Here is a 22,751-nt window from a genome sequence, read left to right as displayed (position 1 = left end):
TTCTCAGAACGAACAATTGGGATCGTAGCGCCTGCAGTTGGCTACGTGACGTGAACGGCAGTAATAACGAGTGTATCGGCAGGATAGCGCCTCTGAGAGTTGGATGACTAGTTCCCAGTTTAACGTGTCACTCCATCGACGCGAGGCGCGCGATGAACACGAGACTGAGCACGTGGTCGGTCATCTCGAAGTCCGAGTGCGCCTCCTCGTCGGCCGGCCCCGCGAACCCACGAACGTGGTCACGGAGTTCCTCGGCCGCGTTCTCACCGACCCAGCCGATGGATGCGTAGTAGTCGATGGCGTCCAGCGAGCGCTTCACGCCACCACGCTCCAAGAGAAACTCCAGCCACTCGAACAGCGTAATTTCGGCGGCGTACTTCCCCGGCATCGTCTCGAGGTACGGCCGCTGAAGATTCTCCTCGCTCGCACTCGAATGCATGAACAGCAGCTGCTTGAGCTGGCTCGACCGAATCGCCTCGTCGGCAGTTTGTTCGTGCTCGGTGAGCCGTTCTTTGAGTTCGCGAATGTTCTGCCCGTCGCTCTGGCGGGCCGCACTGCGCAACTCTTCGGGGTCGTACTCGCGTGGGTTCAGGGTCATCCTTGGGTTTCCTCGGTGAGCCGCTCGTCGTTAGACGTCAACTGGTCGACGCTGTCGTCCAGCTCGCGCACCGCCTCGGACTGCTCGCTGGTCGCGTCGACGATACGCTGGGACGCATCCGCGGCCTGCTCGGCCTGATCTTGGACTTCCTCGATGGTAACGATGACGTCTTCGACCGTCGAGGCTTGTTCGTCGTTCGCGCGCGCGACCTCCGTAATTCCTGTGGCGGCCTCATCAACGGCGTCCGCAATTTCCTCGAGCGCGGTCAGCGCGTCGTCGATTTCGTCGCCCGCCCGATAAATCTGCTCGTGGGACTCCTCGACGGCGAGCACCGTCTCGTTGGCCTGCTGCTGGACGTCGTCGATGCTGCCCGCGATGCGCTCGGTGTGCTCGCGAGTCTCATTAGCGAGCTGTTTGACCTCGTCAGCGACGACCTCGAACCCGCTCCCGGCCTCGCCGGCACGCGCGGCCTCGATGTTCGCGTTCAGCGCCAGCAGATTCGTTTGGTCGGCGACCTCCGCGATGACGTCAACGACGTCTTCAATTTCGTCCATCTTCTCCTCCAGTTCGGAGACGCTGTCTACGAGATCGTCGCTAATGTCAATCACTTCGTCGGTCGCCTGGCTCGCGCCCTCACTGGCATCCAAGCCGTTTTCCGCAGCAGTCTGGGCCTGCTCGGCGGCGGCGGCCACCTGGTCTGAGCTGGCCGCGACCTCCTGCATGCTCGCCGAGAAATTCTGCATCTCGCTGGCGGCATCGGACAGCATCTCATTCTGTTGGCCGACCGTCTCCGCAATCTCGTTTGCGTCGTCTGTCGCGCGACGAATCGACGTCGCGAGCTCCTGAGTCCGCCCGTCAACTTGCCCGACGAGACGTTCAAACTCGTCAGCCATCCCGTTCAAGTCGTCGACGACGCCAAGCAAGCGCTCGTCGATAACGCCGTCGTGTTCGAAGGACGCGCGGCGGTCCAAGTGGCCATCCGACAGCGCGTCAATCGTCGAGCTGAGTTCGGTGACGAGGGCCTCAACGGCCTCGGTACGGCGGACATCGTCGGTACGATCTTCGACGGTCTCGACGACCCCAACGAGTTCACCGTCGGTGAATATCGGCGCAGCCGTGAACCGGATTTCGCGTTCTTCGCCGTCCGCGGTCACCATCGTACTGGTGTCGACGTAGCCGTTATCAGTCTCGTCAGCGCGCTCGACACCGAACTCGCGGTCTGCGGTCTCTGGCGCTTCGATAACCTTGTCCGCAAGTGTTTGGACGCGACGCCCGTCCGGGTAGAACCCCTCGCTGGCGTGACTCATGCCGACCGCTTCCTCGGCCGGGCACTGCGTGAGGTCAGCAAGCGCCTCGTTCCACGCAACAACTTCTCCGTCGGCGTCAAGCATGAACACGGGGACGCCAACACCATCCAAGAGTTCGTCGTCCTCGACGTTCAGGTCGTGGTCTTCGTCGCTGTATGCATCGACACCTGCTGCGGCGTTCTGTACGACGGCGTCGAGTCCCGTTCGGAGTTCCGCTTCCGCACGGTCAAGTGACTGCTCGTCAAGGTCCTCGTCACGCAATCGATCGAAGACCGAACGCACGACGCCGTCAACGGCGGCATCGTGTGCGGCGACGAACTCTGCGGTGTCCACACCAGCCGCTTCGTAGGCGGGCACGTACGTCGCAGGTTCCGGACCTGTTTCGTCAAGCAGGCTGGCGAAGTGTTCGTGGGCGTCGTCCGGGAGATTCGGGTCGAGGCGAGCCCCCTCGATCTCGTAGCCATCCCGGACCGCCGCCGCGTGTCTGTCCTGCCCGCCGAAGGAGAACTGGCCGGTGTCGGTGCCACCGTCCGTCGCCGGCTGCTCCGACCCCCAGCCGAGTAATTTTCGAAGCGTACCCAACATTCGTGGCCCAAGACGAGCCAAGTAGCTATAAAAGGTTTTTCCCAGCGTTACCAATTCGTATAATCACACCCGCTACGCGTGCGTAAACACAACTATTCGTTCTGACTCCCGGACGACACAGAGGTCGACGGATGGCTCGGGCGACAACTGACACGTCCGTTCAGTCGACACGAGCGCCTCGGTGAACGGCTCGCCACAGGAAGGACACCCCACAGCATCCCGGTTCTCGTATACCCGCTCCGAGCCGGTATCCCGCAGTAGCTTCACTCGGTGTCTGACCGCCTCGAAGTCGACCTGGTGATCCATACCCCCGAACACAGCTTCCGGGTGTTTAGGTCTTAGCGGACCTTTACTGCGGTTTTCATGGCTGATAACCGGGGGCATACCTTTTAGTATAGTTCAGGATTCGGTAGGGGTGAGCCCCAGTAGCCCATCACGGGAACGGGGCAGAGAAACCACAACCATGTTCGAATTCATCAACGACGAGGACGAGCGCGGTCAAGTGGGGATTGGGACGCTCATCGTGTTCATCGCGATGGTCCTGGTCGCCGCAATTGCCGCCGGTGTCCTCATCAATACGGCTGGATCCCTCCAATCGAAAAGTGAAGCAACCGGCGATGAAGCCAGTGCACAAGTCTCCAATCGCCTTGACGTCGTCTCCGCGTACGGTAACGTGGCGTCTAATTCTGTGACTAGCGTGGAGTTGAACGTTCGTCAGGCCGCTGGTGCGGACAACATTAACGTCAGTCGGAGCACCATTCAGTGGATTGGGCCAAACACCGCGACTACGCTAACGCATGGGAGTAGCCCGGCTACGGACACCTTTACGACCGAAGCTGTTAAAGGAGGTTCTGATCAGGTTCTAACTGAACAGTCCGACCGCATCAAGATTCTAATTGAACCACAGACGGCCGTCGGGAATGACCTGACAGAAGGTGACGAAGTGCAGTTGACGATTACGACGCAATACGGTTCCAAGACGACGTACTGGGCAAACGTTCCGGAGTCGCTTGAAGGCAAGCAGGCCGTCCCGCTGTAACGGCCTTCTTGCGGATCGTTTTTTGAACGCCACGCTTTTTGTAGTCGCAGTTCGTTTGCGTAGGCGTGCCTTCGCTGTACGGGCTTGAGCGCTCCGGTGACGTTGAGAAGCTTGTTGAACTGCTCCGGGAGAGCGAGAAGGAGACAGTTCGGCGTCGTGCAGCGGAAATTCTCGGGAACCTCGACGACCCCGGTTCGGAGGGGTTAGACGCGCTCGTTGAGGCGATGAGTGATGAGAAACCAGCCGTGCGTGCGGAGGCGATTGACGCGCTCACCAATCAAGAGGCAGTTGAAGCGTTGATGCAAGGGCTGGGGCAGTCTGTACCAGAGTCAGGTGCGACGTGGGCGCAGGCGGAAGCGTTCGCCAAGACTTTAGAAGCGGATGCTGCGGAACTCCGGATGGCGTCAGCGAACGTCCTTGGGTTGCTTGCTGTTGAGGATGCGGCGAAGCCGCTCGCTCAGCGGCTACCGGCCGAACCACACCCAAAAGTGCGGGCGCGGATTGCGCGTGCACTCGGTCGGATTGAGGAGCCATCGGTCGCGGGAGTGCTCGTTGAGCATTTAGAAGACGAACAACTACAGGTTCGCCAAGAAGCCGCGGAAGCGCTTGGCCGCCTGAACGGCCCAACCGCACTCGAGGGATTACTGCAAGTCGTCGATGACGACCATGAGGCGATGCGACGGACAGCAGTAAGTTCACTGGGACAGTTCGAGAATGCGAAACCAGTCGACGTACTGGTCGAGCGGTTAGGCGACGAAAGCGATCTCGTACGCCGCGCCGCAGTGTTCTCGCTCATCGAGATTCTCTCGAACGTGCCGCCGGATCGTAGTCACGAACTCCGGGAAACGATCGTTGATCGGATGGCGGCACGTAGCGACCCATCGATCGTGCATTCGCTCGTGGAAATTATCGAGGAGGGAACGCAGATTCACCAGCGCCGGAATGCCGTCTGGATGCTTGGCCGTGTTGTCGGCGGGAAATCCATGCAACGAGAGGCCGTCGAAGCCTTACGGGATGTGCTTGGCGAAGATGACGAACTCATCTCGCAGTTCGCGGCCACCGGGTTAGCAGAAATTGGCGGACGGATGGTTGAAACGGCACTGCTGGAGGTTATTGACAGCGACGAATACAGCGAGGACGCAGTCGCGATGGCAGCGTTCGCACTCGGGAAAGTCGGCGGCGATCGTTCACGGCGACGCCTCGAGAAACTCGTTGATGACACAGAGAACGCGGACGTCCGGCGACGCGCATTCTCGGCAATCTCGAAGCTCGGCGGTCAAACCTGACACACAGTACCGTGAGCCTCACTTGCCGGAGTGCGCCAATTTCAATCCCGAGAATCGCACGCAAAACGTTATATACGGCAGTACAATAACTACCCCAAGTAATGAGTACGGACGCGTCGGGCCGGCACGCGAACGACGGGAGCGGGACGCCCGCACGTCCGCTCGGGGCGGTCGAATGAGCGAGTCCGAATACAAGATCGCGGACGGCGCGGGCAAGTTCCTGCAGGCAGTCAAGGAGGGGCGGCGGATGAAGGACGCCGAGTGGACGAACGGCCGCATCCTCCTGTCGAACAAGCGCATCGTCCTCGCGGGCAACGACGGGAAGCGAAACGTCCCACTGTCGAAGGTGGCGAGCCTGAGCGGCCGCTACGACGTGAACCAGACGGTTGCACAGGTCAGCGACTACATCACCCTCCAATTGAGCGGGGAGAGCGTCCTCTTGGTCTCGATGGGCGGAAACACCGAGCAGTTCGAGACGAAACTCTACGGCGCGCTGCTCGACCAGACGGAGCTCCTCGTCAAACACCCCGCAGTGAAAGGCGGGGTCGTGCAGGATGCATCCTTCGAGCGCGCACGCATCAAAGTCGATGAAGACCAGTTGAGCGTCGCCCTCCAGAATGGGTCGTTCGTCTCTGTGGACCTCGACGACGTCGGCTCCGCGGAAGCCGCCTCCTTGGACGTCCAGGGCGAGAAGAGCCCAGTGCTGAAAGTCGAGCACACCGTCGAGGACGCGAGCGTGCAGACGTACTTCTCCAGCGACTCGCACACGTGCTCGATCCTGGAGTCACTATTAACGAAGGAAGCCGAGAAGAGCCAGGGGTCGGTGGACCTCTCCGAAACCGAGAAGCGCGTGCTGATGGCGCTGTACTCGGGCGTCTCCTCGTTCGAGATTCCGGACTTCCTCGGGATGGACGTCGACGAGGTCGAATCCATCTTCGAGCGCCTCATCGAGGTCGACGTGCTCGAAGAGGTGCGCAAGCGCCGCGAAGTTACCATGAAGACGCGCGGCCGCAACATCGCCAGCGAAGCCATCAACGAAGAATAACGGACCATTCTACGCCAAGCGAGGCCAGCCCGGCCGGTCACATATTGACGTCTTCGATGTGTTCGCTGACGGCGGCGCGGCCCATCGACGTGAGGTGGACGCCGTCCTCGTCGCGGACGAGCTCTTTCTCGAGCAGGTTGTTGAGGAACATCGTCAGCCGGCTGGCGTCAACGCCGAGCACGGTCGCGAGGTTGGCGTTCGGGCCGCTGGAGTAGATCGCGACCAGCGCCTCGATCTCCTCGCTGGAGAGCTCAATATCCGCCAACTCCTGCTTGAGAAGCGCGTACCGGAGACGGATGAACCGCCCGAGGAGGTTCATCTTCCTGCCCGAATCAAGCGCCAGCTCCGTCGTCACGGGGCCAGTAGCACCCATATGACGGACGGAGAGCAGCGGGCGCGTGGTTCCGCCGAGGTCGCGCTCGACGCGCTCGAAGTGCGTCACCGTCGACACGTCGATGTCGATAGTGACGTCGCCACGGAGTTCGACCGTGCCCGGGGAGACGGACAGCGTCGCCGACGCAAACGACTGGTCGGTGACGCGGCCACCACGACGCGCGGGATGTTTGACGTGCGCCTTCGACCCGTTCAGGAGACCCTTGAACACGAGGATGACGAACCGGTCGACGGTGTCGCCGGCGCCCTCGACGACGGCGACGCGGCGGTTGCCGTCGCGCTCGTAGGCAATAGTGACGGTGTCGTCGAAGAACTCCGCGAGGTCGCCGGGCGCGGTGTCGTGTTGGACGTCGAAGACGCCAGCCAGGGGGATGGTGACGCGGTCGCCGTCCGTGACGAGCACGATACGGCGTTTGCTCATCACGACGCGTCCGCGAACGGGTTTGGCGTGCGTGGCCGTGTCGGGGATGAACGACGTGACGAAGTCCGCGATAGCTGATTCCGACATGGCCCAGGTGTGAGCAGTAGTTGGTCAGTCAGATAGAATAAGCGTTACTCCTCGCCGAGCGCGGTCACTCCTCGGGGAGTCGCCGGTAGATGCGAATCCGAGGGTCCGCGGCCTCGAATCGCTCCTTGACGCCGCTCGGGAGGGTCTCGGTCTGCCCGAGGACGAGGTGGCCGCCTGGGCGCAGGGATTGGCTGACGGTGTCGAGGATGGGGTGTTTGTACTGTTTGTCGATGTAGATGCAGACGTTCCGACAACAGACGAGGTCGAAGCCGGATTTGGGGTTGTCCGTGATGAGGTCGTGGCGCTCGAAGGTCACGAGGTCTTTGACGTGGTCGGCGACGACGAACCCCTCGTCGCCGCGCTCCTCGACGTACGCCATCGGGTCCTCAAGGAAGGCCAGCTGGTCGCGGATGTCCGCGGTGCGCGTGCTCTGATAGAACCCTTCCCGCGCCCGGTCGAGGGCGTCCTCGTCGATGTCGGTCGCGAGAATGTCGACGTCCCGTGGGGGGATGCCGGCGTCGAGCGCGAGCATCGCTAGCGAGTACGGTTCGCGGCCGTCCGCGCACGCCGCCGACCAGATGGAGACTGATGCACTCTCGGCGGCGGTATCGACGAGCACGTCTTCGAGCGCCCCCCAGACCTTCTCGTCTCGGAAGAACTGCGTGACGTTGACGCTGAGCGTGTCCAGCAGCTCCGCACGCTCGTCGCGGTCCTCCCGGAGCACGTCCAGATATTCGGCGTAGGTGTCGGCGTCACAGCGCCGCATCCGTGCGGAGACACGGCGGTCGAGATACGCGTCGTCGTAGTAACTCGTGGCGAACGTCGTCTCGCGCTCGACGAACGCCAGGAGATCCTCGAAGTCAGTCAAATCACAGCCACCCCATCCATGCGGTCTATCGTCACGTCGCCGCTTGCCGGGCAAAAGGTCACCGACCGGCCCGTACTCCCACCGGTCTCGCTGGCGACAACCGGAATCTCAGCCTCACCAAGCACGCGCTCGGCGGCTTCGACGTTCCGGTCACCGATGGCTTCCCCAACGGAGATGTCCAACATGGCGGAACCACCAACGAGCTTCGCGGCGACCTTGTTGGGGTCGGCCCCACGGCGGTACATCGCTGCAAGCATCTGGTCGAGCCCCGAGTCGACGTACTTCGCGGGCGTTTCCGCGGGCGACGGCGCGGCCGGCAGCATCGCGTGCAGCAGCCCGCCAACCGCGGCCTCCACATCGTAGACAGCGACCGCGACACAAGAACCGAGCCCACTCGTCACGAGCGTGTCGTCGCCGTCGGCAACCCGCCAGTCGGCGACGCTGACGCGGGCCTTCCGCGTCTCGCTGCTCACGACTGCTCACCCCCGGTGTCGTACTCGGGCGGGAACTCGGGGGCGGCATCACTCGCAGAAAGTTCCGTCGCGATTTCCGCGACCGTGTCGGCATCCTCGGGACTGGGGAACGCGCAGACGCGACACGTCACCTCGTCGTTGAGCGCAACCGTCGCGTCCACAACAGCGACCGTGTCGGCGTGGCGGCCGTAGGCCGCGGCGACCGTATCCAGCACCGCACGGCCGTCATCGTGGACATGCGACGGCGTGGAGACGTCAATAGTCGTGTCGAGAGCGTTCGCCCAGCCGTCGAGCACCCCACTCGCAGTAATGTTCCCGAGTTCCGCGACCGCGCTCTCCGCGAGCGCCGCGTCCGGATCCTCGCCCGGAACGAGCGCGTCCGCGACCGCGCCGGCCTCGCTCTGATCGAACAACACCGCAAGCACCGTATTCACGGGGCCGTCGCTCTCGAAGACCGCGCCCTCGTAGGCGGCGTCGTCAAGCAGCAACGGCACGTCCTCAACGGGCACGAGATCGAAGTGCGATTCCACAGCGTCGGGGTCGATGCCGGTCATCGCGCCGAGATGGTCAGCGACCGCGTCCGCGCTGTGCGCGGTCAACTGCGCGTACGACGCGAGCGCATCCGACGAGAGGGAATCGTCGTCTGCGAGGTAGTCGACGAACTGCTCGGCCGCCGGCAGCACCGCGAACTGGCACGTCCCCTCGACACCAGCGAGCCCAATCCGGCTCTCGAAGACGAACGCAGCGCCGTCGGCGATGGCGACATTCTCGACGAGCGAATCGTCGTCGGCAACGGCTTCTGGCGGCTCGATGTCGATCGTGTCGGCGGCGTCCTCGGCCCACCCGTCGATGAACCCGCTGGTGAGAATGTTCGCCACCTCAGGGAGTGCACCACCGCCCATTCCTGTCTCCTCGGCGACGCGCGCGGCGAAGGGCTTCTCGAAGGAGACGAGCGCGCGGCCCGCGAGCGCACCGTCGAATGGCACCGCGATGCGCGTCGCTGCGTCGCCGAGGAACGCCGCCAGCCCATCGGCGTCCACGAGCGTGGTGCGCGATAGCTCGCAGTGGGCGGGGACGCCGGTCAGCGTCTCAAGCGCGTCGGCAGCGCGCTGCCCGCCTTCCGCGCCCGTATGGCTGAACGATGCCAGCGAGTCGAGGTCGACGCGCATCAGATGCTGTTGATCATCGAGACGAACTCCTCGATGTCCGGGAACGAGTAGATCTTCGCCTCGACGTCCGCGTCGGGCGCGGACAGCGTGGCGTCGAACACCATCGCAATCTCGTGCTCGCCGGGGTCGACGCAGTGCGCCACGATGTCGTCGCCGGACGCCCGGAAGAGGTTCGGCGTGGAGATGTCGATGGTGCGCCCGAGCACGTTCGCCCAGCCGTCGATGAACCCGCTGGTCATGATGTTGCCGACCTCCCGGATCGCGGAGCGCTCCATGTCGCTGTACGCGCCGCCGTCGTTCTCAACGCCACCCATCATCGTTGAGGCGACGCGGCGCGCGCTCGCGTCGTCGAACAGCACGAGCACGGAGCCGTAGGGCTTCTCGGTCAGCGGGACGTTGACCCCCACCTGCTTTTGCGCGCCGAGATGCGCGCCGAGATCCGCGACGTCGATGACGTTGATCTTCGTGATCTCCATCTCCGTCTCGACGCCGGTCAGCTGGCTGAGGTTGTCCGCGACCGTCGTCGCGCCCTCGCGAGCGAGTTCGTTCACCGTCTGCAGCCGCCGGATGTCTATCATCGTGCTCATGGGTTAGAGAGTCGAGACGTCCAGGATCGTCACCACATCACCCTCCCCGAGAACGGCCGCGCCCGAAAGGCCCGGAATGCCGGAGAGAATGCCCTCGAAGGGCTTGACGACGACTTCCTCCTGGCCGCGGACGTCGTCGCAGTGGACCGCAACCTGCCGTTCCGTATCGCGAATGCGGACGAGCATCCCATCGTCGTCCCGGGTGTCGCCGGGCACGTTCAACGCGTCGCCGAGCCGGACGAGCGGGTAGACCGTCTCGTCGTAGGTGATGACTTCCTCACCGTCAACGGTCTTCACGGGCTTCATGCGGGAGATCTCATCAATCGTTTTGATCGGGATGCCGTACTCCTCGCCGCCGCTCTCCACGAACAACACCTTCACGATGGCGACCGTCACCGGCAGCGTCATCGTGAACGTCGTCCCCTCACCGGGCACGCTGGACACCGACACCGACCCATCAAGGCGGGACACCGTATCGCGGACGACGTCCATCCCGACGCCGCGCCCGGACACGTCCGTCACCTCATCGTTCGTCGAGAAGCCGGGATGGAACACCAGATCCTCGATCTCCGCGTCGGTCATCTCCTCGATCTCGCCCTGGGATTTGATGTCCTTCTCAACGGCCTTCTCACGGACACGGTCGCGGTCGATGCCACCACCGTCGTCACGCACCTCGATGATGACCTGATCGCGGTTGCGCTCAGCCGACAACGTCACCGTCCCCTCCGGAGATTTCCCGTTGGCTTCCCGCACCGACGGCTCCTCAATCCCGTGATCGACAGCATTCCGCAGCAAGTGCATCAACGGATCGCTGATCTCCGTGAGAATCGTGCGGTCCAACTCGACGTCGTCGCCCTCCACAACGAAGTCGATGTCCTTGTCCTGCTCGCGGGCGAGGTCGCGGACCAACCGCGGGAACTTCCCGACGATCTTCTTCATCGGGACCAACCGCATGTCCATCACGGTGTCCTGGAGGCTCCCGGAAATCTTGTCGAGTTCGTCGAGTTCGTCGTCGACCTGCCGGTCGCTGCCCTCCATCCCGCGCCGGAGCTTGATGCGCGTGGTTACCAACTGTTCGACGAGCCCGTGGAGCTCGTCCAACTGGTCGACGTCCACGCGTACGGACTGAATCTCCGTGTCCGTCGACGCGACCGCCGACTCGCTGTCGTCCTCGCCGCTCGCTTCGGCAGCCGGTTCCTCAGTAGCAGCAGCCGGTTCGTCCTCGGCCTCGGTGGACTCGCCGGAAACCGCCGCGGTCGCATCCGCGGCGGCGTCAGTGAGCTCCGTGACCGTGGCGTCGTCGAGCTTCGGGAACGAGTGAACGGTCGCGGCGACGTCGGCGATATCGCTGGCGACGACGAGGTCGAAGCCGTCGTCGTACTCGCCGTCGTTGATGGCGTCCACACTCGGGTCGGCGCCGAGCAGGTCGAACTCCTCCTCGGCGGCGTCCAGCACGAACATCCCGTCGACGCCCTTCATCTGGGAGTCGCCCATGTCGACGTGGACGTGGAAAACGCGGCTGTCGACGCTCTCCACAGTCTCGGCGTCGACGATTGCGAACGGGTCCGCGTCAGGTGTCCCCTCGGCGTCCTCGGACGTTTCTTCGCCTGTCTCGACGGGTTCGTCGTCGGCCTCGTCGAGTACCGCGCGGACGGACGCGACGGTATCCGAGACGTCGCGTTCAACCTCGCCGTTCGCTTCAATTTCATCGAGGCACGCTTGGATTTCGTCGACGCCCTCGAAGATGCGGTCCATCCGGTCGCCCGTGACGGCGAGCTCTTCCTGCCGCATCGCGTCAAGCAGATCCTCGACAGCGTGGGCGAGGTTGCTCGCGTCCTCGAAGCCCATCGCGCCGAAGTTCCCCTTCAGCGTATGGGCGGTCCGGAAGATCGCGTCCATCGCCTCCTCGTTGCCGGGGTCGGACTCCAACTCCAGCAGTGCGTTATTCAGGTTCGTTACGTGTTCTTCGCCCTCGCGCACGAACGCTTCCAAGTAGTCGTCCATTCAGGAACTCCTCCGTATCGAATCAGTGATCGCTTCGGTCAGTCGGTCAGCCGGCAACACCTCGTCCACGCAGCCGGTCTCGATGGCGCGCTCCGGGATGCCGAACACCGCGCTGGTCGCCTCGTCCTGGGCGAACGTCGCGCCACCGGCGTCCTTGACCGCGCGGATACCGTCAGCGCCGTCCGTCCCCATCCCCGTCAACACGACCGCGACGAGCGGATCCGTGACCCGCTCGGCGGCGGACTCCATCGTCACGTCGATGGCGGGCCGCACGCTGTGGCGGCGCTCGCTCTGATCCAAGCGCACTCGCAGCCGGCCGTTCGAGTAGCCCGACACCTGCATGTGGTAGTCCCCACGCGCAACCAACCCCTCGCCGCCGCTGATGCGGTCGCCGTCCGCGGCCTCCTTGATGTCGTACTCGCTGGTCTGATCGAGGCGTTTGGCGAACCGCGACGTGAACTGATCGGGCATATGCTGGACGACCAACACGCGGAAGTCCGCCTCCCGCGGGAGCGCATTCAGAATCGACTCCACCACGTTCGGGCCGCCCGTCGACGCGCCAACGAGCAGCGTCGGATGATCGACGTACTCGGCATCGACGGCTGGCGTACTGGCTGCGGGCGCGGACTGCTGGACGTCGTGGCCCGCTGTCGGATCCGCTGCGGCGACATCCTCGACGGCCGCGACCAATTCCTCGCTGTGCCCCGAGAGTTCCGTCGAGATCGTGCCACCGGGCTTCGCGAACGTGTCGACAGCGCCTTTCTCCATCGCTTCCAGCGTCGCGTCGGCGTCCTCGGTGGTCAACGCGGAGAGCATCAGAATCGGCGTCGGGTGGCGGTCGGTGATGGCTTCGACCGCTTCGATGCCGTTCATCTCCGGCATCTCCACGTCCATCGTCACCACGTCCGGGTCGAGTTCCTCGACCTTCTTGACGGCCTGCTTGCCGTTCGCCGCGGTGTCGATAACGTCGACGCCGCCGTTCTCCAAGATGTCGCTGATGACCGTCCGCATGAAGTGCGAGTCGTCGACCACCAGCGCCGTCGTCATGCCGCTAACACGTCGGAGATGGCGTCCATCACGCTGGGCTTCTGGAACGGCTTCGTGATGTAGCCATCCGCGCCCGCCTTCACGGCCTTCTTCATCTTCTCCTCTTGGCCGATGCTCGTACACATGATGATGTGGGCGCTCGGGTCGTGGTCTTTGATGTCGCTGGTCGCCTCGATGCCGTCACGAATCGGCATCACGATATCCATCATCACGAGGTCAGGGTCGTACTGCTTGTACATTTCGACGGCCTCAACCCCGTTCTCGGCCTCGTCCGCGATCTCGAACTCCTCTTCGAGAATCTCGCGGAGCAAGTTCCGCATAAACTCTGAATCGTCCACCAGTAGGACCTGCTTCGCCATGCCTCCCTCGTTTGGTGAAGGGGCTAATAAACCCTCCTCCCCGATTATCATTCCGTTTAGTTTAGCCTGTTCCACCAGACGAGAACCACGTCCAACCACGAGTCTGCGGTCGACTCGAAGACGCAGCAAAAACAACACCAGCGAGACGACTCCCTGCGCCGCTCATCATGGGCGGCTATCAGGCGCGTGGCGTGTCGCCGTTCTCGTCGTCCGCAACCGCGCCGATCAATCGATCAATATCCAACCACAACACGAGGTCGACGTCAGCATCCTCGATGTCCTCGTCCTCATCCAACTCCTCGGTGAGCTTCCGGATGACGCCCTTCACGAGGTCGCGCTCGACGGCCGCGGTGCCGATGCGGCTCACATCCTCGCCCGTGTCGACCTGCACGTCGGCGTACTCCGAGACTTCCGTGACCTCGGCGACGCGCAGCCCGATCTTCTGCTTGTCGTCAGCGCGATCCAGCACGAGAATGTTGTCGGAAGCGAGATCGCCCTCGATGGCGAGAAACTCCCGTGGGTCAACGATCGCCGTAGTCTCCCCACGGAGGTCCATCACGCCCTCCACAGCGTCGGGCGCGCGGGGAACACGGGTTACTTGCTTGGATTCGACGATACTGTCGACGGCGTCGATGTCGATAGCGCAGACCTCGTTGCCGAGTTCGAACTCGACGACGTGGGCGGCTGTTTCGGCTTGCCGCTCGCCGCCCTCCAGGTTCATCATGGCTGTGAGAGTGCCGACCACCGATAAAACCTTTTCGCGGCCGTTATCAACACGGAAAACCGAACCTCGCAATCGACAGCCAGAACAGGCCGGGATGCCTCAGCGCTTGCCTCCGGGGCGACTCACAAAAAACGACCCACGGTGGTTCGGTACCGAGGACGTTATCGACGCCGTGGGAACACTAGGCCGTCGTCCTCGTCGACGGCGTCGACGAGATCCCGGATCGAGTCGTCCGGCCCAAGGTCGTGGGCCTCGAGATACGCGATGAGTCGGGAGGCCGGATAGCGCGCCTGCACGCTGGACTCCGAGAGCAGGATGCCGAGCGCTTCGTCGACGGGCGTGCCGGACGCGACCTGTTGAGCGTACCAGACGAGCAGGCCGTCGAACGCCGCGCCAATATCGTCGGTCGCGAGCTGCTGGTGGTTGACCGACTCCCCGGATTTGGCAGCGATGCGGTAGGCGTACTCGCTGTCGTGTTCGTCAAGCTCGTCGCTGAGCCACTGCTTCACGTCCCGACCCGTGACCTCGCCGGTATTCGCCGACTTGCTCGCGTCTGGTTCGGGGTCGCTCGCCGCCTCGGACTCCGCCTTGGCTTCGGGCTGCTCGGATTGCTCGGCCGCATCGCTGTCGCCGGCTGCAGCGCTATCCTCACCGTCGTCGGTCTCCGGCGGTTTCGGGGGGCCGTCGGGGCCGATGACGTACCGGTCCTCTCCGATAGCTGCCACCTCCTCGCGGGCCTCGATATCGAGCTCGTCCGGGGAGAGGACGGTTTCGTCGGAGTCCGAGTCGCCGGCTGGGGCCATACACCTGGATTAGACACGAGCGCTATAAAGTCTATCGTGGCCCGTCAGACGCCGATCCATCGACCGGCCACCCATCTTTTTCGCGTGCCGCGGTGTACAGCCGCGTATGTCGTGGTACACAGTCGAGTCGCTTGACGAGGCGCTCGACGAGACACAGTCACTACTGGTACCCGTCGACGTCGGCGTGTGGGTCCGGCTGGCGGTCATCACGCTGCTCGCCGGCATGACGCCGCCACAGACGCCGACGGTCTCTGTGGAGGTGCCACCTCAGGCAGTCATTGAGTACGGAGAGTCGTTCACGCGGCCGGAGTTCGTTGCCGCTGCGCTCTCGCTGCTCGCGATTGCCTTCGTCGTCGTGCTCGTGTTCGCCGTCGTTGGGTCGGTCATGGAGTTCGTGCTCGTGGACGCCCTCCGGTCGCAGAAAGTCCGCATTCTGTCGCCGTTTCGGCAGCGCCTCGGGTCGGGGCTGCGGCTGTTCGGCTTCCGCATCCTCGTCACCGTCGTCGTCCTGCTCGCCGTCGCTGCCGTCGTCGCGCCCGTCCTCCTTGTCGCGTCCAGCGAGACGGCGCTCCCGCTGCTCGCGCTCGTCGTGACGATTCCATTACTGCTCGTCGTCGCCCCCGTTACGGCGCTCGTTTCCGAATTCACGACGGCGTTCGTCGTGCCGCTGATGGCCGAACACGGCGACGGCGTCCTCAACGGCTGGCGACGCCTCTGGCCGACGCTGCGCGCGGAGTGGCGCGAGTTCGCGGTGTACGTCCTCGTGAAAATCGTCCTGCTACTCGGCGCCGGCGTCGTGTTCAGTCTCGCGGGCGCCATCGTCGCGGTACCCGTCGGCCTCGCGCTGTTCGGTGCCACGCTCACGCCGGTCGCGCTCGTTGCCGTCGCCATCGCTGCACTAGTCGGCTTCGTCGTGCTCGCCGCAGTCAGCGTCCCCGTCGTCACCGCGCTGCGCTACCACTCGCTGTGCACGCTTGCAGCGTCGGAGGCGGAGTTCACGCTCCGATGAACATCTGACTGGACCGTGACGACCTGCGCTAATCGTCGTCGCTACGGTAGGCATCGCCGCCACGTTTGCGGATTCGGAGAACGTACAGCGTGTTCGAGCTACGGTCGGCGCGACAGCCGAGGCGGAACGGACCGACGCGGAGCTTCTGGTGGGGTGCGCCCTGTAGTGGCTCGAGGTAGTCGAAGGGGTCACGCCACGGGTCGTCGACTACTTCGTCGAGCTTCGATGCGATTCGCTCCTGTGCGTACGCTTCGAGGGATGCGAACTGTCGGTCAGCAGTCTCGGTGAGCTCCCAGTCCCAGTCGTCGCTCATCCGTCATCGAGGTCGTATTCGTCCTTGACTGCGTCGCTGCTACGGGTACGGCCTTCCTGGATGTCCGTTTCGCCGGCGAGCATCGCCTTAAGATCTGCCCGGTTGAAGTCGGGGTGTTTCACGGCGTCGCGGAGGACGTCGCGGATGAACTCACTGCGGCTGTTATACCCTTCCTCTTGCCACGTCGCGTCCACGTCGTCGAGGAAGGTTTCCGTGATGCGGATGTTCACGGTGGTCTTCTCCGGGGGGTTCTCGGCTTCGGCCATGGTGTGTTGAATTTGTGTACCAAAAGCACATACATCTATCGGCGGCTCGGAGTCGATTCGAAACACGAGCGCATCAAGAAGTAGCGAACAGCGTTCGTCGCGAGCGAGCAGCGTGACTCACGTAATCGCACCCAACAAGTCGATGGCGAGGTCCTTGTCGAGATGGTTGTTGGCGTTCCCGCACTGCGGGGATTGCACGCACGCCGGACAGCCGTCCGCGCAGTCACAGGATTCGAGCATGGCGAGCGTGCGCTCGGCGAGTTCGGCTACGGAGTCGAAGCCCGCACGCGCCAGCCCAACACCCCCAGGATAGCCGTCATAAATGAAGATGGTCGGGCGGCCCGTGTGTGGGTGGACTGGTGTTGAGAGCCCGCCGATGTCGCCGCGGTCGCAGAGCAACTCGGTGGGGAACATCGAAATCATCGCGTGCTCGGCGGCGTGAATCGCGCCCGGGAGGTCGCCCGCCGCACGCAACTCCGCTTCGACGTCCGACGGCACCGTGTAGTAGAGCGCGCGCGTCTCCAGGGTCTGCTCGGGGAGGTCGAGGCTCACGGTCGCCTCCGACTCGCCGCGATTGGCGTTCCGACGCTCATACCCGGTGACTTGCTCGGTGAGCGTGACGTCCGCGAATCGCACCGGCACGTCGTCGCGTGCGAACGGCGTGCGCTCCTCGCGGTCCTCGCGGACGTCCATGTCCTTGTCCGTGAGGACGCGCGTGTAGTGGTCGGCGTACGTGGGCTGGAGGTCCGCGACGTCGTTGGCGAGGTCGAGGTCCACGACCTCGTAGCGCTGGCCCTGGTGATGGTAGATTGCGCCTGGGTGGGCGTCCCGGAGCGCGTCCGAGAACTCCATCGTCGCGACAGTGTCACCCGACGGGTCGAGCAGCCGGATTTCGCGGTCATCGATGGAGCGCAGGCTCATTTCATGTTGGGGGCTGCCGTCGCCGTCGTACGTCCAGCGCGTGCCGTAGTCGGTCTCGCGGCGTTCGAGCACGCCCCGGCGTTCAAGTGTTCGGACGCGCTCGGCGAACCGCGGGAAGTACTGGTCGTCCTCAGGTGACAGCCAGTTCTCGCGCGCGGCGGACGCGATGTGCGGGTCCAGCAGGTGCTCGTTCGCGGGGTCGACAATGGCGTCCTCGGGGTCCCCGTCGAACAGTTCCTCCGGGTGGTTCATCACGTACTGGTCGAGCTGGTCCTCGCCCGCGACGACCGCGACGGCGGCAGGGTCCGTGCCGCGGCCGGCGCGGCCCGCGCGCTGGAACGTGTTCATCTGCGTGCCCGGATAGCCATCTAACAGTACAGCATCAAGGCCGCCGACGTCCACGCCGAGTTCGAGCGCGCTCGTGCTCCAGACGCCGCGCAGGCTGCCGTCGTGGAGGCCGGCTTCGAGACTGCGCCGGCGATCGTCCGTCAAGGCCGCCTGGTACGCCGCAATCTCGCTGGCGAGGTCGTGCTCGCCGCGGTCGCGGAGGTCGTCGGCGGTGCCGGTGGCGTTGCGCTCGGCGCCCTGCCGGGAGCGCGTGAACGCCAGCGTCTGGTGGCCACGCATCACGAAGTCCGCCATCAGATTCCGCGTTTCGACGTGCGAGGAGCGCCGCCGGCCCCCGCCGCCGGCTTCCTCGGGCGGATTCCACAGCATCCAGTGCCGCGGCCCGCGCTCGCTCGTATCTCGCTCGACAAGCGCGAACCCGGACTCGGGTTTGCCCGTTACGTGGGCGGCGTGCTCGACGGGGTTGCCGATGGTCGCCGAACAACAGACGAAGTCGGGGGCGGAATCGAATCGCTCGCAGACCCGCCGGAGACGGCGCAGCACGTGGGAAACGTGGCCGCCGAAGACGCCGCGGTACTCGTGGACCTCGTCGAGCACCACGGTCTCCAGCCCCGAGAAGAACCACTCCCAGAGCCGGTGGCCGTGGGGCAGCAGCGCGTAGTGCAGCATCTCGGGGTTCGTCAGCAGGACGGTCGGCCGGCGGTCCCGCACGGCCTGTTTCTCCGAGCGCGAGAGCCGCCCCGTGTACGTATCCACCTGCACGCGACTCCCGAACCCGAGGTCAGCGGCGAGTCCCGACAACGTCTCCTTCTGGTCGGCGACGAGCGCGTTCTGCGGCGCAACGTAGAGTGTCCGGCCGCCGTGGTCCATCGCGCGCTCGAACGCCGGCACCGTGTAAGCGAGACTCTTCCCGCTCGCGGTCGGCGTCGCGACCACCACGTCGTCGCCGTCCCGTACGGCGTCGATGGCGTCGGCCTGGTGCTCGTAGAGCGCGTCGATGCCGCGGTCGGCGAGCGCCGACTCGAGGCGGGATTCGAGGGTCACGTCCCGCGTGCCTGCGTCGCGGCCTGGGAGCGTGCGCTCGTCGACGAGTTGGTCGTCGTAGTGGGGGCGGTCCCGGAGCCAGTCGGCGAGGTCGTCCACGCCAGTGGGTCGGGGCTGGTCGGCCTAACGGCTTCCGGTGGTCGTACTCACCTGAACTGGTCGCGAGCGATAACTACTTTCCCACCGCGGGACCGAGACGGGGACATGTTCCCGCGGCTGGAGTACCTCGAGTGGATTTCCGGACGACCCGAGGTCGCGCTGTACGACCTCGCGTCCAGCGACCTGCGCGGCGACCGCGGCCACGAACCCGAGGCCGTGCCCGAGCCGCTAGAGGGCCTCGACGACCCACCAAGGGGCGCAACCCTCGAAACCCAGATTGCCGGCGAGTACGGCGTCGAACCCGAGCAAGTACTGATAACGCCCGGCGCAACAATGGCGAACGTCATCGCTGCGGCGACCGCGCTCCACCTCGACCCCGACGAGGACGCGGAGGAGAAACAGCGCGTGCTCATCGAGAAACCGAGTTACGAGCCGCTCGTGAAAACGCCCGGGGCGCTCGGCGCGGAGGTCGACCGGTTCCTACGCGGCGACGTTTACCGGCTCGACGTCGAGCGCGCGGCGAACGCGCTCACGGAGTGGACCGAACTTGTCACCGTGACGAACCGCCACAACCCCAGCGGCTCGCTGGCGGAACGCGAAACACTCGCAGACCTCGCGGACGTCGCCAGCGAATCAGACGCGCGCCTGCTCGTCGACGAAGTGTACGCGCCCTACGTCACCAACCCGCGGGACGGCCCGTTCGGCGGGCCGACCGCGGTCGGACTCGACAATACCGTCGTCACGAGTTCGCTGACGAAGTTCTTCGGGCTCGACGACCTCCGTATCGGCTGGCTGGTCGCGGACCGCGAGTTCGTCGAGCGCGCACGCTCGGTGTCGATGCACTTCCTCGGCGTTGCGGACACAAGCCGGGCGCTCGGCCGGCGCGCACTCCACAACAAAGACCACCTCGCGGAACGCTCGCGGACACTCCTCGTGGAAAACACCGAACTATTCGAGGAATTCCTCGCCGAACGCGACGACGTCGAGGGGTTCCTCGCGGAAGGCTCAACGTTCGCGTTCCTCAACCCCACCAACGTCGACGGCAACGAACTCGCCGCCGCAGCGTGGGAAGAAGGCGTCCTAGTCGTCCCCGGCCGGTTCTTCGGCGAAGACGAACGCGTCCGCGTGAGTCTCGGGCGCAACCCCAGCGAAGTCGCGCCCGCACTCGACGCGCTCGGCGCAGTCCTCGATCAATTCCAGTAGCCGCGTCGGACGCCCGTGAGACGCGAGCCTCGAACACTTATGGGGCACCGCGACAATCACTACGACATGGACTCCGAAGCAGACGAAATCACCTCACTCGTTGGCCGCGAGGTGTACTCGAACAATGGCGTCTTCGTCGGGGAAGTCGAAGACGTCCGCCTGAACCTCGACACAGAAGTAGTGAACGGCCTCGCGCTCAGCGAACTCAACCCCACGCTGTTCGCGGACACCGAGACCGGGAAGAAAGGCGTCATCATCCCGTATCGCTGGGTGCGCGCGGTCGGCGACGTCGTCCTCATCAACGACGTCATCGAGCGCTACGAGAGCCCCAACGAAGACGCCGAAGTCGCAGTCTAGCGCCGTTTCTGCGGTTTGGTCTCCGCGCATCCACCGGCCGCACGCTGAATCGGGCAGCAGACTCAACTTGCTGCTGGCCGACGGGCCGTGTGGGTATGCCTACCGAACTCGTCGAGCACGCCCGCGAGTACGACTCGTTCGACTCCGACGAACACGCCGAGGAGACGGTTGTCGCGGTGCTGGAGACGCTGGCCGAACGGCTCTCCGAGGGCGAAGCCGAAGACCTCGCCGAGCAACTCCCGACGAAGTACGCCAACGAACTCCAGTCGCCCGCACCCCGCCACCCACAGAAGTACTCGGTGCCGGAGTTCCTCGACCGCGTAGAGCGGCGCGCGGACCTCGACTACGAAGGCCGGGAGCCGAAGACCGCGGCCGTGTTAACGGCGCTCGTCGACACGGTCAGCGGTGACGAACTCGCGCTCGCCCGCGAACAACTCCCCGAGGAGTACGACCGCCTCTTCGAGGCCGACGCGTAACGCCAGCAGGCAGGGTCGCCAAGCGCGGCGCGACCACTACTTCTCCTTCCTGAGTCGAACCGTGTAAGGTGCCGCGCGCGCTCGGCGGAGACATGGAAGTTGTCGGTCGGTTGCTCGCCCTGCTCGTTTTGCTGCTCGTCGGAACGGGGCTGCGAGTCGCTGGCGTGCTCGACGACGCGCGCACGGAGCGGCTCAACGACCTCGCGTACTTCGTCGCGCTGCCCGCGCTCGTGTTCGTGTCCACGTACGACCGTAACGTCGCCGAACTCATCTCCCCTGCGCTGTTTGGCGGGCTGCTGTTCGTACTGTTTGCAACCGCGGCAACGGCGTGGGTGACATCCTCGCCCGCCCTTTAGGGCGGGGCTTCCACCGCAGGTGGAATACCAGCAAACTGCTGGATTGAGGTTTCAAGACGTGTTCGCGTCACCGGTCTCCGGGTTCGCCCCCGCTCCCACCGCTGGTGAGCTAGACGAATCCTTGTCATCGGAAGCCCGCCTCTCGGACGGGAGTCCCTCGCTCGGTGACGTGTCTTCGTGGGCCTGCCACTGGCCCCCGCTCCGAGGCGAGTCATCGCCTGCCGATTTCCAAGGCAGGCTCTCTCCCCACGGATTTAGCCGATTGGCAATGTTCGCTGCTGCGTTCAAATCCGCTTGGTACTCCGACACCCAGCACGCCTCGTTCGTACATTTGAACGTGCCTTGATGCGGTCGATACCCAACGTGTTGACACGCATGGCATGTTTTCGACGTGTGGTGCGGATGTACGTATTCCACAGGAATACCGTGTTCCGCTGCCTTATCCTCAATGCGTGACTGTAAACGGGAGAACAGCCACTTGCCGAGGCGTCGATTCCAGTACTTCCCAATATCCTCGTCGGTGATACCCTCAAGGTATTCGAGGACGATGACCGGGTTCTCGAACTGGGACGCGTACTCAACGGCCCGATGTGAGGCTTTCTCAATTTCGTCTTCGATGGCGTCTTGCCACCGCCCCCACACGAGATCGTCCAAGAGGTTCGACGCATATCGTGGTTTCAATCGGTCTTCAGTACTGGCTTGTTTCTGGCGGAGATGTCGGACGCGACCACCATCCACGAACAACGGATCAACGGGCGTGTCGTCTCGGAGGGCACAGCCCACCAAGAGCTTGGATTCACCCACATCGAACCCGACAGGGGTCACGTCGTCACTCTCTGGCGAACACGAGTGGTCTGGTTCGGCTTCGTAGTTCGCGGTGACGTGCAACACCCACCGTTTTCCGTCGCGTTGCAGGCGGAGTTCGCCAGCCCACACACTGTCGTCTTCGTCGTCAATCAGAGAGTGCCACCAGTGTTCTTGCTCGGGATTCATCTGGAGTGGTATCCAGAAGTTCGTTCCGCGACCGGGAAGTGGGACTTCCCAGCAGATTTCGTGGTGGCGGTCTTCATCGTGGTCGAAGACGGCTGCAGTGTTGGCGTAACGGATGGGGTGGTCGTCTGCGAGTTGACTCGCGTTGTACGTGTCTTCGTCCAAGAGGTTTGGAACGTATTGTTTGAGTGCGTTTTTCGAGTGCCAATTGAGGTCTTCACCGCTGACAACCTCGTTGACGGCAGTCATCGTGTCGCACCCATCGTTGAAACTGCGATGGAGGAGCGTTTCGTATCGTTCGTGTTCGTCGTGGAGCTTGCGCTGCTTGTGCTGAGTGGGTGGGGCAAGATACGCTTTGAGCGTCTTGCACTCCGCACTCATTCTTCAGTAGCGTTGAGGCCCTGTTCGACGAGTTCGGCGTAGGCGAAGTCCATTCGCAGCCCGTTCTCTCGGGAGTACTCTTTCACACGTTCGTGGAGGTCGCTTCCACGATCGATGGCAATATCAACTCGCATCCGTTATTCAGTACGTTTTCTCGTATGTTAAATATCCGGGTTGGTGTTGGGTATTCAGA

General features: G+C 63.9%; 25 protein-coding genes and 1 pseudogene. 8 read left to right on the top strand and 18 right to left on the bottom strand.

Annotated elements, in window-relative coordinates; translation table 11 throughout:
• Nucleotides 1-127: 127 nt before the first annotated feature.
• The 3 genes from LPA46_RS16870 to LPA46_RS16860 all read right to left on the bottom strand — a co-directional run bounded on the left by LPA46_RS16870 (nt 128) and on the right by LPA46_RS16860 (nt 2,796).
• A complete protein-coding gene (locus LPA46_RS16870; RefSeq protein WP_230893517.1) occupies nt 128-598 on the bottom strand; it encodes a FlaD/FlaE family flagellar protein in 471 nt (156 codons plus the stop codon).
• Nucleotides 595-2,490 carry a methyl-accepting chemotaxis protein gene (locus LPA46_RS16865; protein WP_230893516.1) on the bottom strand — a complete coding sequence of 632 codons (1,896 nt, stop codon included), beginning with the start codon at nt 2,488-2,490 and terminating at the stop codon, nt 595-597. The genes LPA46_RS16870 and LPA46_RS16865 overlap by 4 nt, the downstream gene beginning before the upstream one ends.
• A gap of 72 nt (nt 2,491-2,562) precedes the next feature.
• Nucleotides 2,563-2,796 carry a DUF7385 family protein gene (locus tag LPA46_RS16860; protein ID WP_230893515.1) on the bottom strand — a complete coding sequence of 78 codons (234 nt, stop codon included), beginning with the start codon at nt 2,794-2,796 and terminating at the stop codon, nt 2,563-2,565.
• A gap of 157 nt (nt 2,797-2,953) precedes the next feature.
• Between LPA46_RS16860 and LPA46_RS16855 the strand changes: the two genes are divergently transcribed.
• The 3 genes from LPA46_RS16855 (at nt 2,954) to cheF1 (ending at nt 5,860) form a co-directional block, all read left to right on the top strand.
• Nucleotides 2,954-3,529 (top strand): archaellin/type IV pilin N-terminal domain-containing protein, encoded by a 576-nt coding sequence (locus tag LPA46_RS16855; protein WP_230893514.1) that lies wholly within the window; start codon nt 2,954-2,956, stop codon nt 3,527-3,529.
• A 65-nt stretch (nt 3,530-3,594) separates the two neighbouring features.
• The gene (locus LPA46_RS16850; RefSeq protein WP_230893513.1) at nt 3,595-4,815 is read left to right on the top strand and encodes a HEAT repeat domain-containing protein; all 1,221 of its coding nucleotides are present in this window, start codon (nt 3,595-3,597) and stop codon (nt 4,813-4,815) included.
• A gap of 175 nt (nt 4,816-4,990) precedes the next feature.
• The gene (cheF1, locus tag LPA46_RS16845) at nt 4,991-5,860 is read left to right on the top strand and encodes a chemotaxis protein CheF1 (protein WP_230893512.1); all 870 of its coding nucleotides are present in this window, start codon (nt 4,991-4,993) and stop codon (nt 5,858-5,860) included.
• A gap of 37 nt (nt 5,861-5,897) precedes the next feature.
• On the opposite strand, the gene LPA46_RS16840 is transcribed toward cheF1, so the two are convergent.
• The 10 genes from LPA46_RS16840 to LPA46_RS16795 form a co-directional block, all read right to left on the bottom strand.
• Nucleotides 5,898-6,761 (bottom strand): CheF family chemotaxis protein, encoded by an 864-nt coding sequence (locus LPA46_RS16840; RefSeq protein WP_230893511.1) that lies wholly within the window; start codon nt 6,759-6,761, stop codon nt 5,898-5,900.
• Nucleotides 6,762-6,825: 64 nt separating this feature from the next.
• Entirely contained in the window at nt 6,826-7,629 is an 804-nt protein-coding gene (locus LPA46_RS16835; protein WP_230893510.1) for a CheR family methyltransferase, read from the bottom strand.
• Nucleotides 7,626-8,102: a chemotaxis protein CheD gene (locus LPA46_RS16830; RefSeq protein WP_230893509.1), complete on the bottom strand. Its 477-nt coding sequence runs from the start codon at nt 8,100-8,102 to the stop codon at nt 7,626-7,628. Before LPA46_RS16830 ends, LPA46_RS16835 begins: the two co-directional genes overlap by 4 nt.
• The gene (locus LPA46_RS16825) at nt 8,099-9,271 is read right to left on the bottom strand and encodes a chemotaxis protein CheC (protein WP_230893508.1); all 1,173 of its coding nucleotides are present in this window, start codon (nt 9,269-9,271) and stop codon (nt 8,099-8,101) included. The genes LPA46_RS16830 and LPA46_RS16825 overlap by 4 nt, the downstream gene beginning before the upstream one ends.
• The gene (locus LPA46_RS16820) at nt 9,271-9,858 is read right to left on the bottom strand and encodes a chemotaxis protein CheC (protein WP_230893507.1); all 588 of its coding nucleotides are present in this window, start codon (nt 9,856-9,858) and stop codon (nt 9,271-9,273) included. The genes LPA46_RS16825 and LPA46_RS16820 overlap by 1 nt, the downstream gene beginning before the upstream one ends.
• 3 nt (nt 9,859-9,861) lie before the next feature.
• The gene (gene cheA, locus LPA46_RS16815; RefSeq protein ID WP_230893506.1) at nt 9,862-11,862 is read right to left on the bottom strand and encodes a chemotaxis protein CheA; all 2,001 of its coding nucleotides are present in this window, start codon (nt 11,860-11,862) and stop codon (nt 9,862-9,864) included.
• Complete coding sequence (gene cheB / locus LPA46_RS16810; RefSeq protein ID WP_230893505.1) at nt 11,863-12,909, bottom strand: protein-glutamate methylesterase CheB; 1,047 nt, start codon at nt 12,907-12,909, stop codon at nt 11,863-11,865.
• Entirely contained in the window at nt 12,906-13,268 is a 363-nt protein-coding gene (cheY, locus tag LPA46_RS16805) for a chemotaxis protein CheY (protein WP_230893504.1), read from the bottom strand. Before cheY ends, cheB begins: the two co-directional genes overlap by 4 nt.
• A 178-nt stretch (nt 13,269-13,446) precedes the next feature.
• A complete protein-coding gene (locus tag LPA46_RS16800; RefSeq protein ID WP_230893503.1) occupies nt 13,447-13,992 on the bottom strand; it encodes a chemotaxis protein CheW in 546 nt (181 codons plus the stop codon).
• A gap of 161 nt (nt 13,993-14,153) precedes the next feature.
• The gene (locus tag LPA46_RS16795; RefSeq protein ID WP_230893502.1) at nt 14,154-14,795 is read right to left on the bottom strand and encodes a DUF7500 family protein; all 642 of its coding nucleotides are present in this window, start codon (nt 14,793-14,795) and stop codon (nt 14,154-14,156) included.
• Nucleotides 14,796-14,901: 106 nt separating this feature from the next.
• Between LPA46_RS16795 and LPA46_RS16790 the strand changes: the two genes are divergently transcribed.
• On the top strand, nt 14,902-15,804 hold the full coding sequence (locus LPA46_RS16790; RefSeq protein ID WP_230893501.1) for a DUF7544 domain-containing protein: 903 nt from the start codon (nt 14,902-14,904) through the stop codon (nt 15,802-15,804).
• A 28-nt stretch (nt 15,805-15,832) separates the two neighbouring features.
• On the opposite strand, the gene LPA46_RS16785 is transcribed toward LPA46_RS16790, so the two are convergent.
• The 3 genes from LPA46_RS16785 to LPA46_RS16775 form a co-directional block, all read right to left on the bottom strand.
• The gene (locus LPA46_RS16785) at nt 15,833-16,117 is read right to left on the bottom strand and encodes a type II toxin-antitoxin system RelE family toxin (RefSeq protein ID WP_230893500.1); all 285 of its coding nucleotides are present in this window, start codon (nt 16,115-16,117) and stop codon (nt 15,833-15,835) included.
• Entirely contained in the window at nt 16,114-16,383 is a 270-nt protein-coding gene (locus LPA46_RS16780) for a ribbon-helix-helix domain-containing protein (RefSeq protein ID WP_230893499.1), read from the bottom strand. The genes LPA46_RS16785 and LPA46_RS16780 overlap by 4 nt, the downstream gene beginning before the upstream one ends.
• 117 nt (nt 16,384-16,500) lie before the next feature.
• The gene (locus LPA46_RS16775; protein WP_230893498.1) at nt 16,501-18,795 is read right to left on the bottom strand and encodes a DEAD/DEAH box helicase; all 2,295 of its coding nucleotides are present in this window, start codon (nt 18,793-18,795) and stop codon (nt 16,501-16,503) included.
• 105 nt (nt 18,796-18,900) lie between these two features.
• Between LPA46_RS16775 and LPA46_RS16770 the strand changes: the two genes are divergently transcribed.
• The 4 genes and pseudogenes from LPA46_RS16770 to LPA46_RS16755 all read left to right on the top strand — a co-directional run.
• Nucleotides 18,901-19,998 (top strand): pyridoxal phosphate-dependent aminotransferase, encoded by a 1,098-nt coding sequence (locus LPA46_RS16770; RefSeq protein ID WP_230893497.1) that lies wholly within the window; start codon nt 18,901-18,903, stop codon nt 19,996-19,998.
• Between the two features lie 66 nt (nt 19,999-20,064).
• Complete coding sequence (locus LPA46_RS16765; protein ID WP_230888658.1) at nt 20,065-20,355, top strand: PRC-barrel domain-containing protein; 291 nt, start codon at nt 20,065-20,067, stop codon at nt 20,353-20,355.
• Nucleotides 20,356-20,450: 95 nt separating this feature from the next.
• On the top strand, nt 20,451-20,831 hold the full coding sequence (locus tag LPA46_RS16760) for a DUF2267 domain-containing protein (protein ID WP_230893496.1): 381 nt from the start codon (nt 20,451-20,453) through the stop codon (nt 20,829-20,831).
• A gap of 92 nt (nt 20,832-20,923) precedes the next feature.
• Nucleotides 20,924-21,166 (top strand): annotated as a pseudogene (locus LPA46_RS16755) (AEC family transporter); the annotation flags it as partial.
• Between the two features lie 72 nt (nt 21,167-21,238).
• Here LPA46_RS16755 and LPA46_RS16750 read toward each other — a convergent pair.
• Nucleotides 21,239-22,558: a transposase gene (locus LPA46_RS16750; RefSeq protein ID WP_230893494.1), complete on the bottom strand. Its 1,320-nt coding sequence runs from the start codon at nt 22,556-22,558 to the stop codon at nt 21,239-21,241.
• On the bottom strand, nt 22,555-22,692 hold the full coding sequence (locus LPA46_RS16745) for a hypothetical protein (RefSeq protein ID WP_230893493.1): 138 nt from the start codon (nt 22,690-22,692) through the stop codon (nt 22,555-22,557). Before LPA46_RS16745 ends, LPA46_RS16750 begins: the two co-directional genes overlap by 4 nt.
• Nucleotides 22,693-22,751: the final 59 nt, after the last annotated feature.

It is taken from the genome of Halobacterium sp. KA-6 (assembly GCF_021029015.1).
Lineage (GTDB): Archaea > Halobacteriota > Halobacteria > Halobacteriales > Halobacteriaceae > Halobacterium.
Note: the sequence above shows the minus strand (reverse complement) of the source record. Positions and strands in the feature narration are given on the sequence as shown.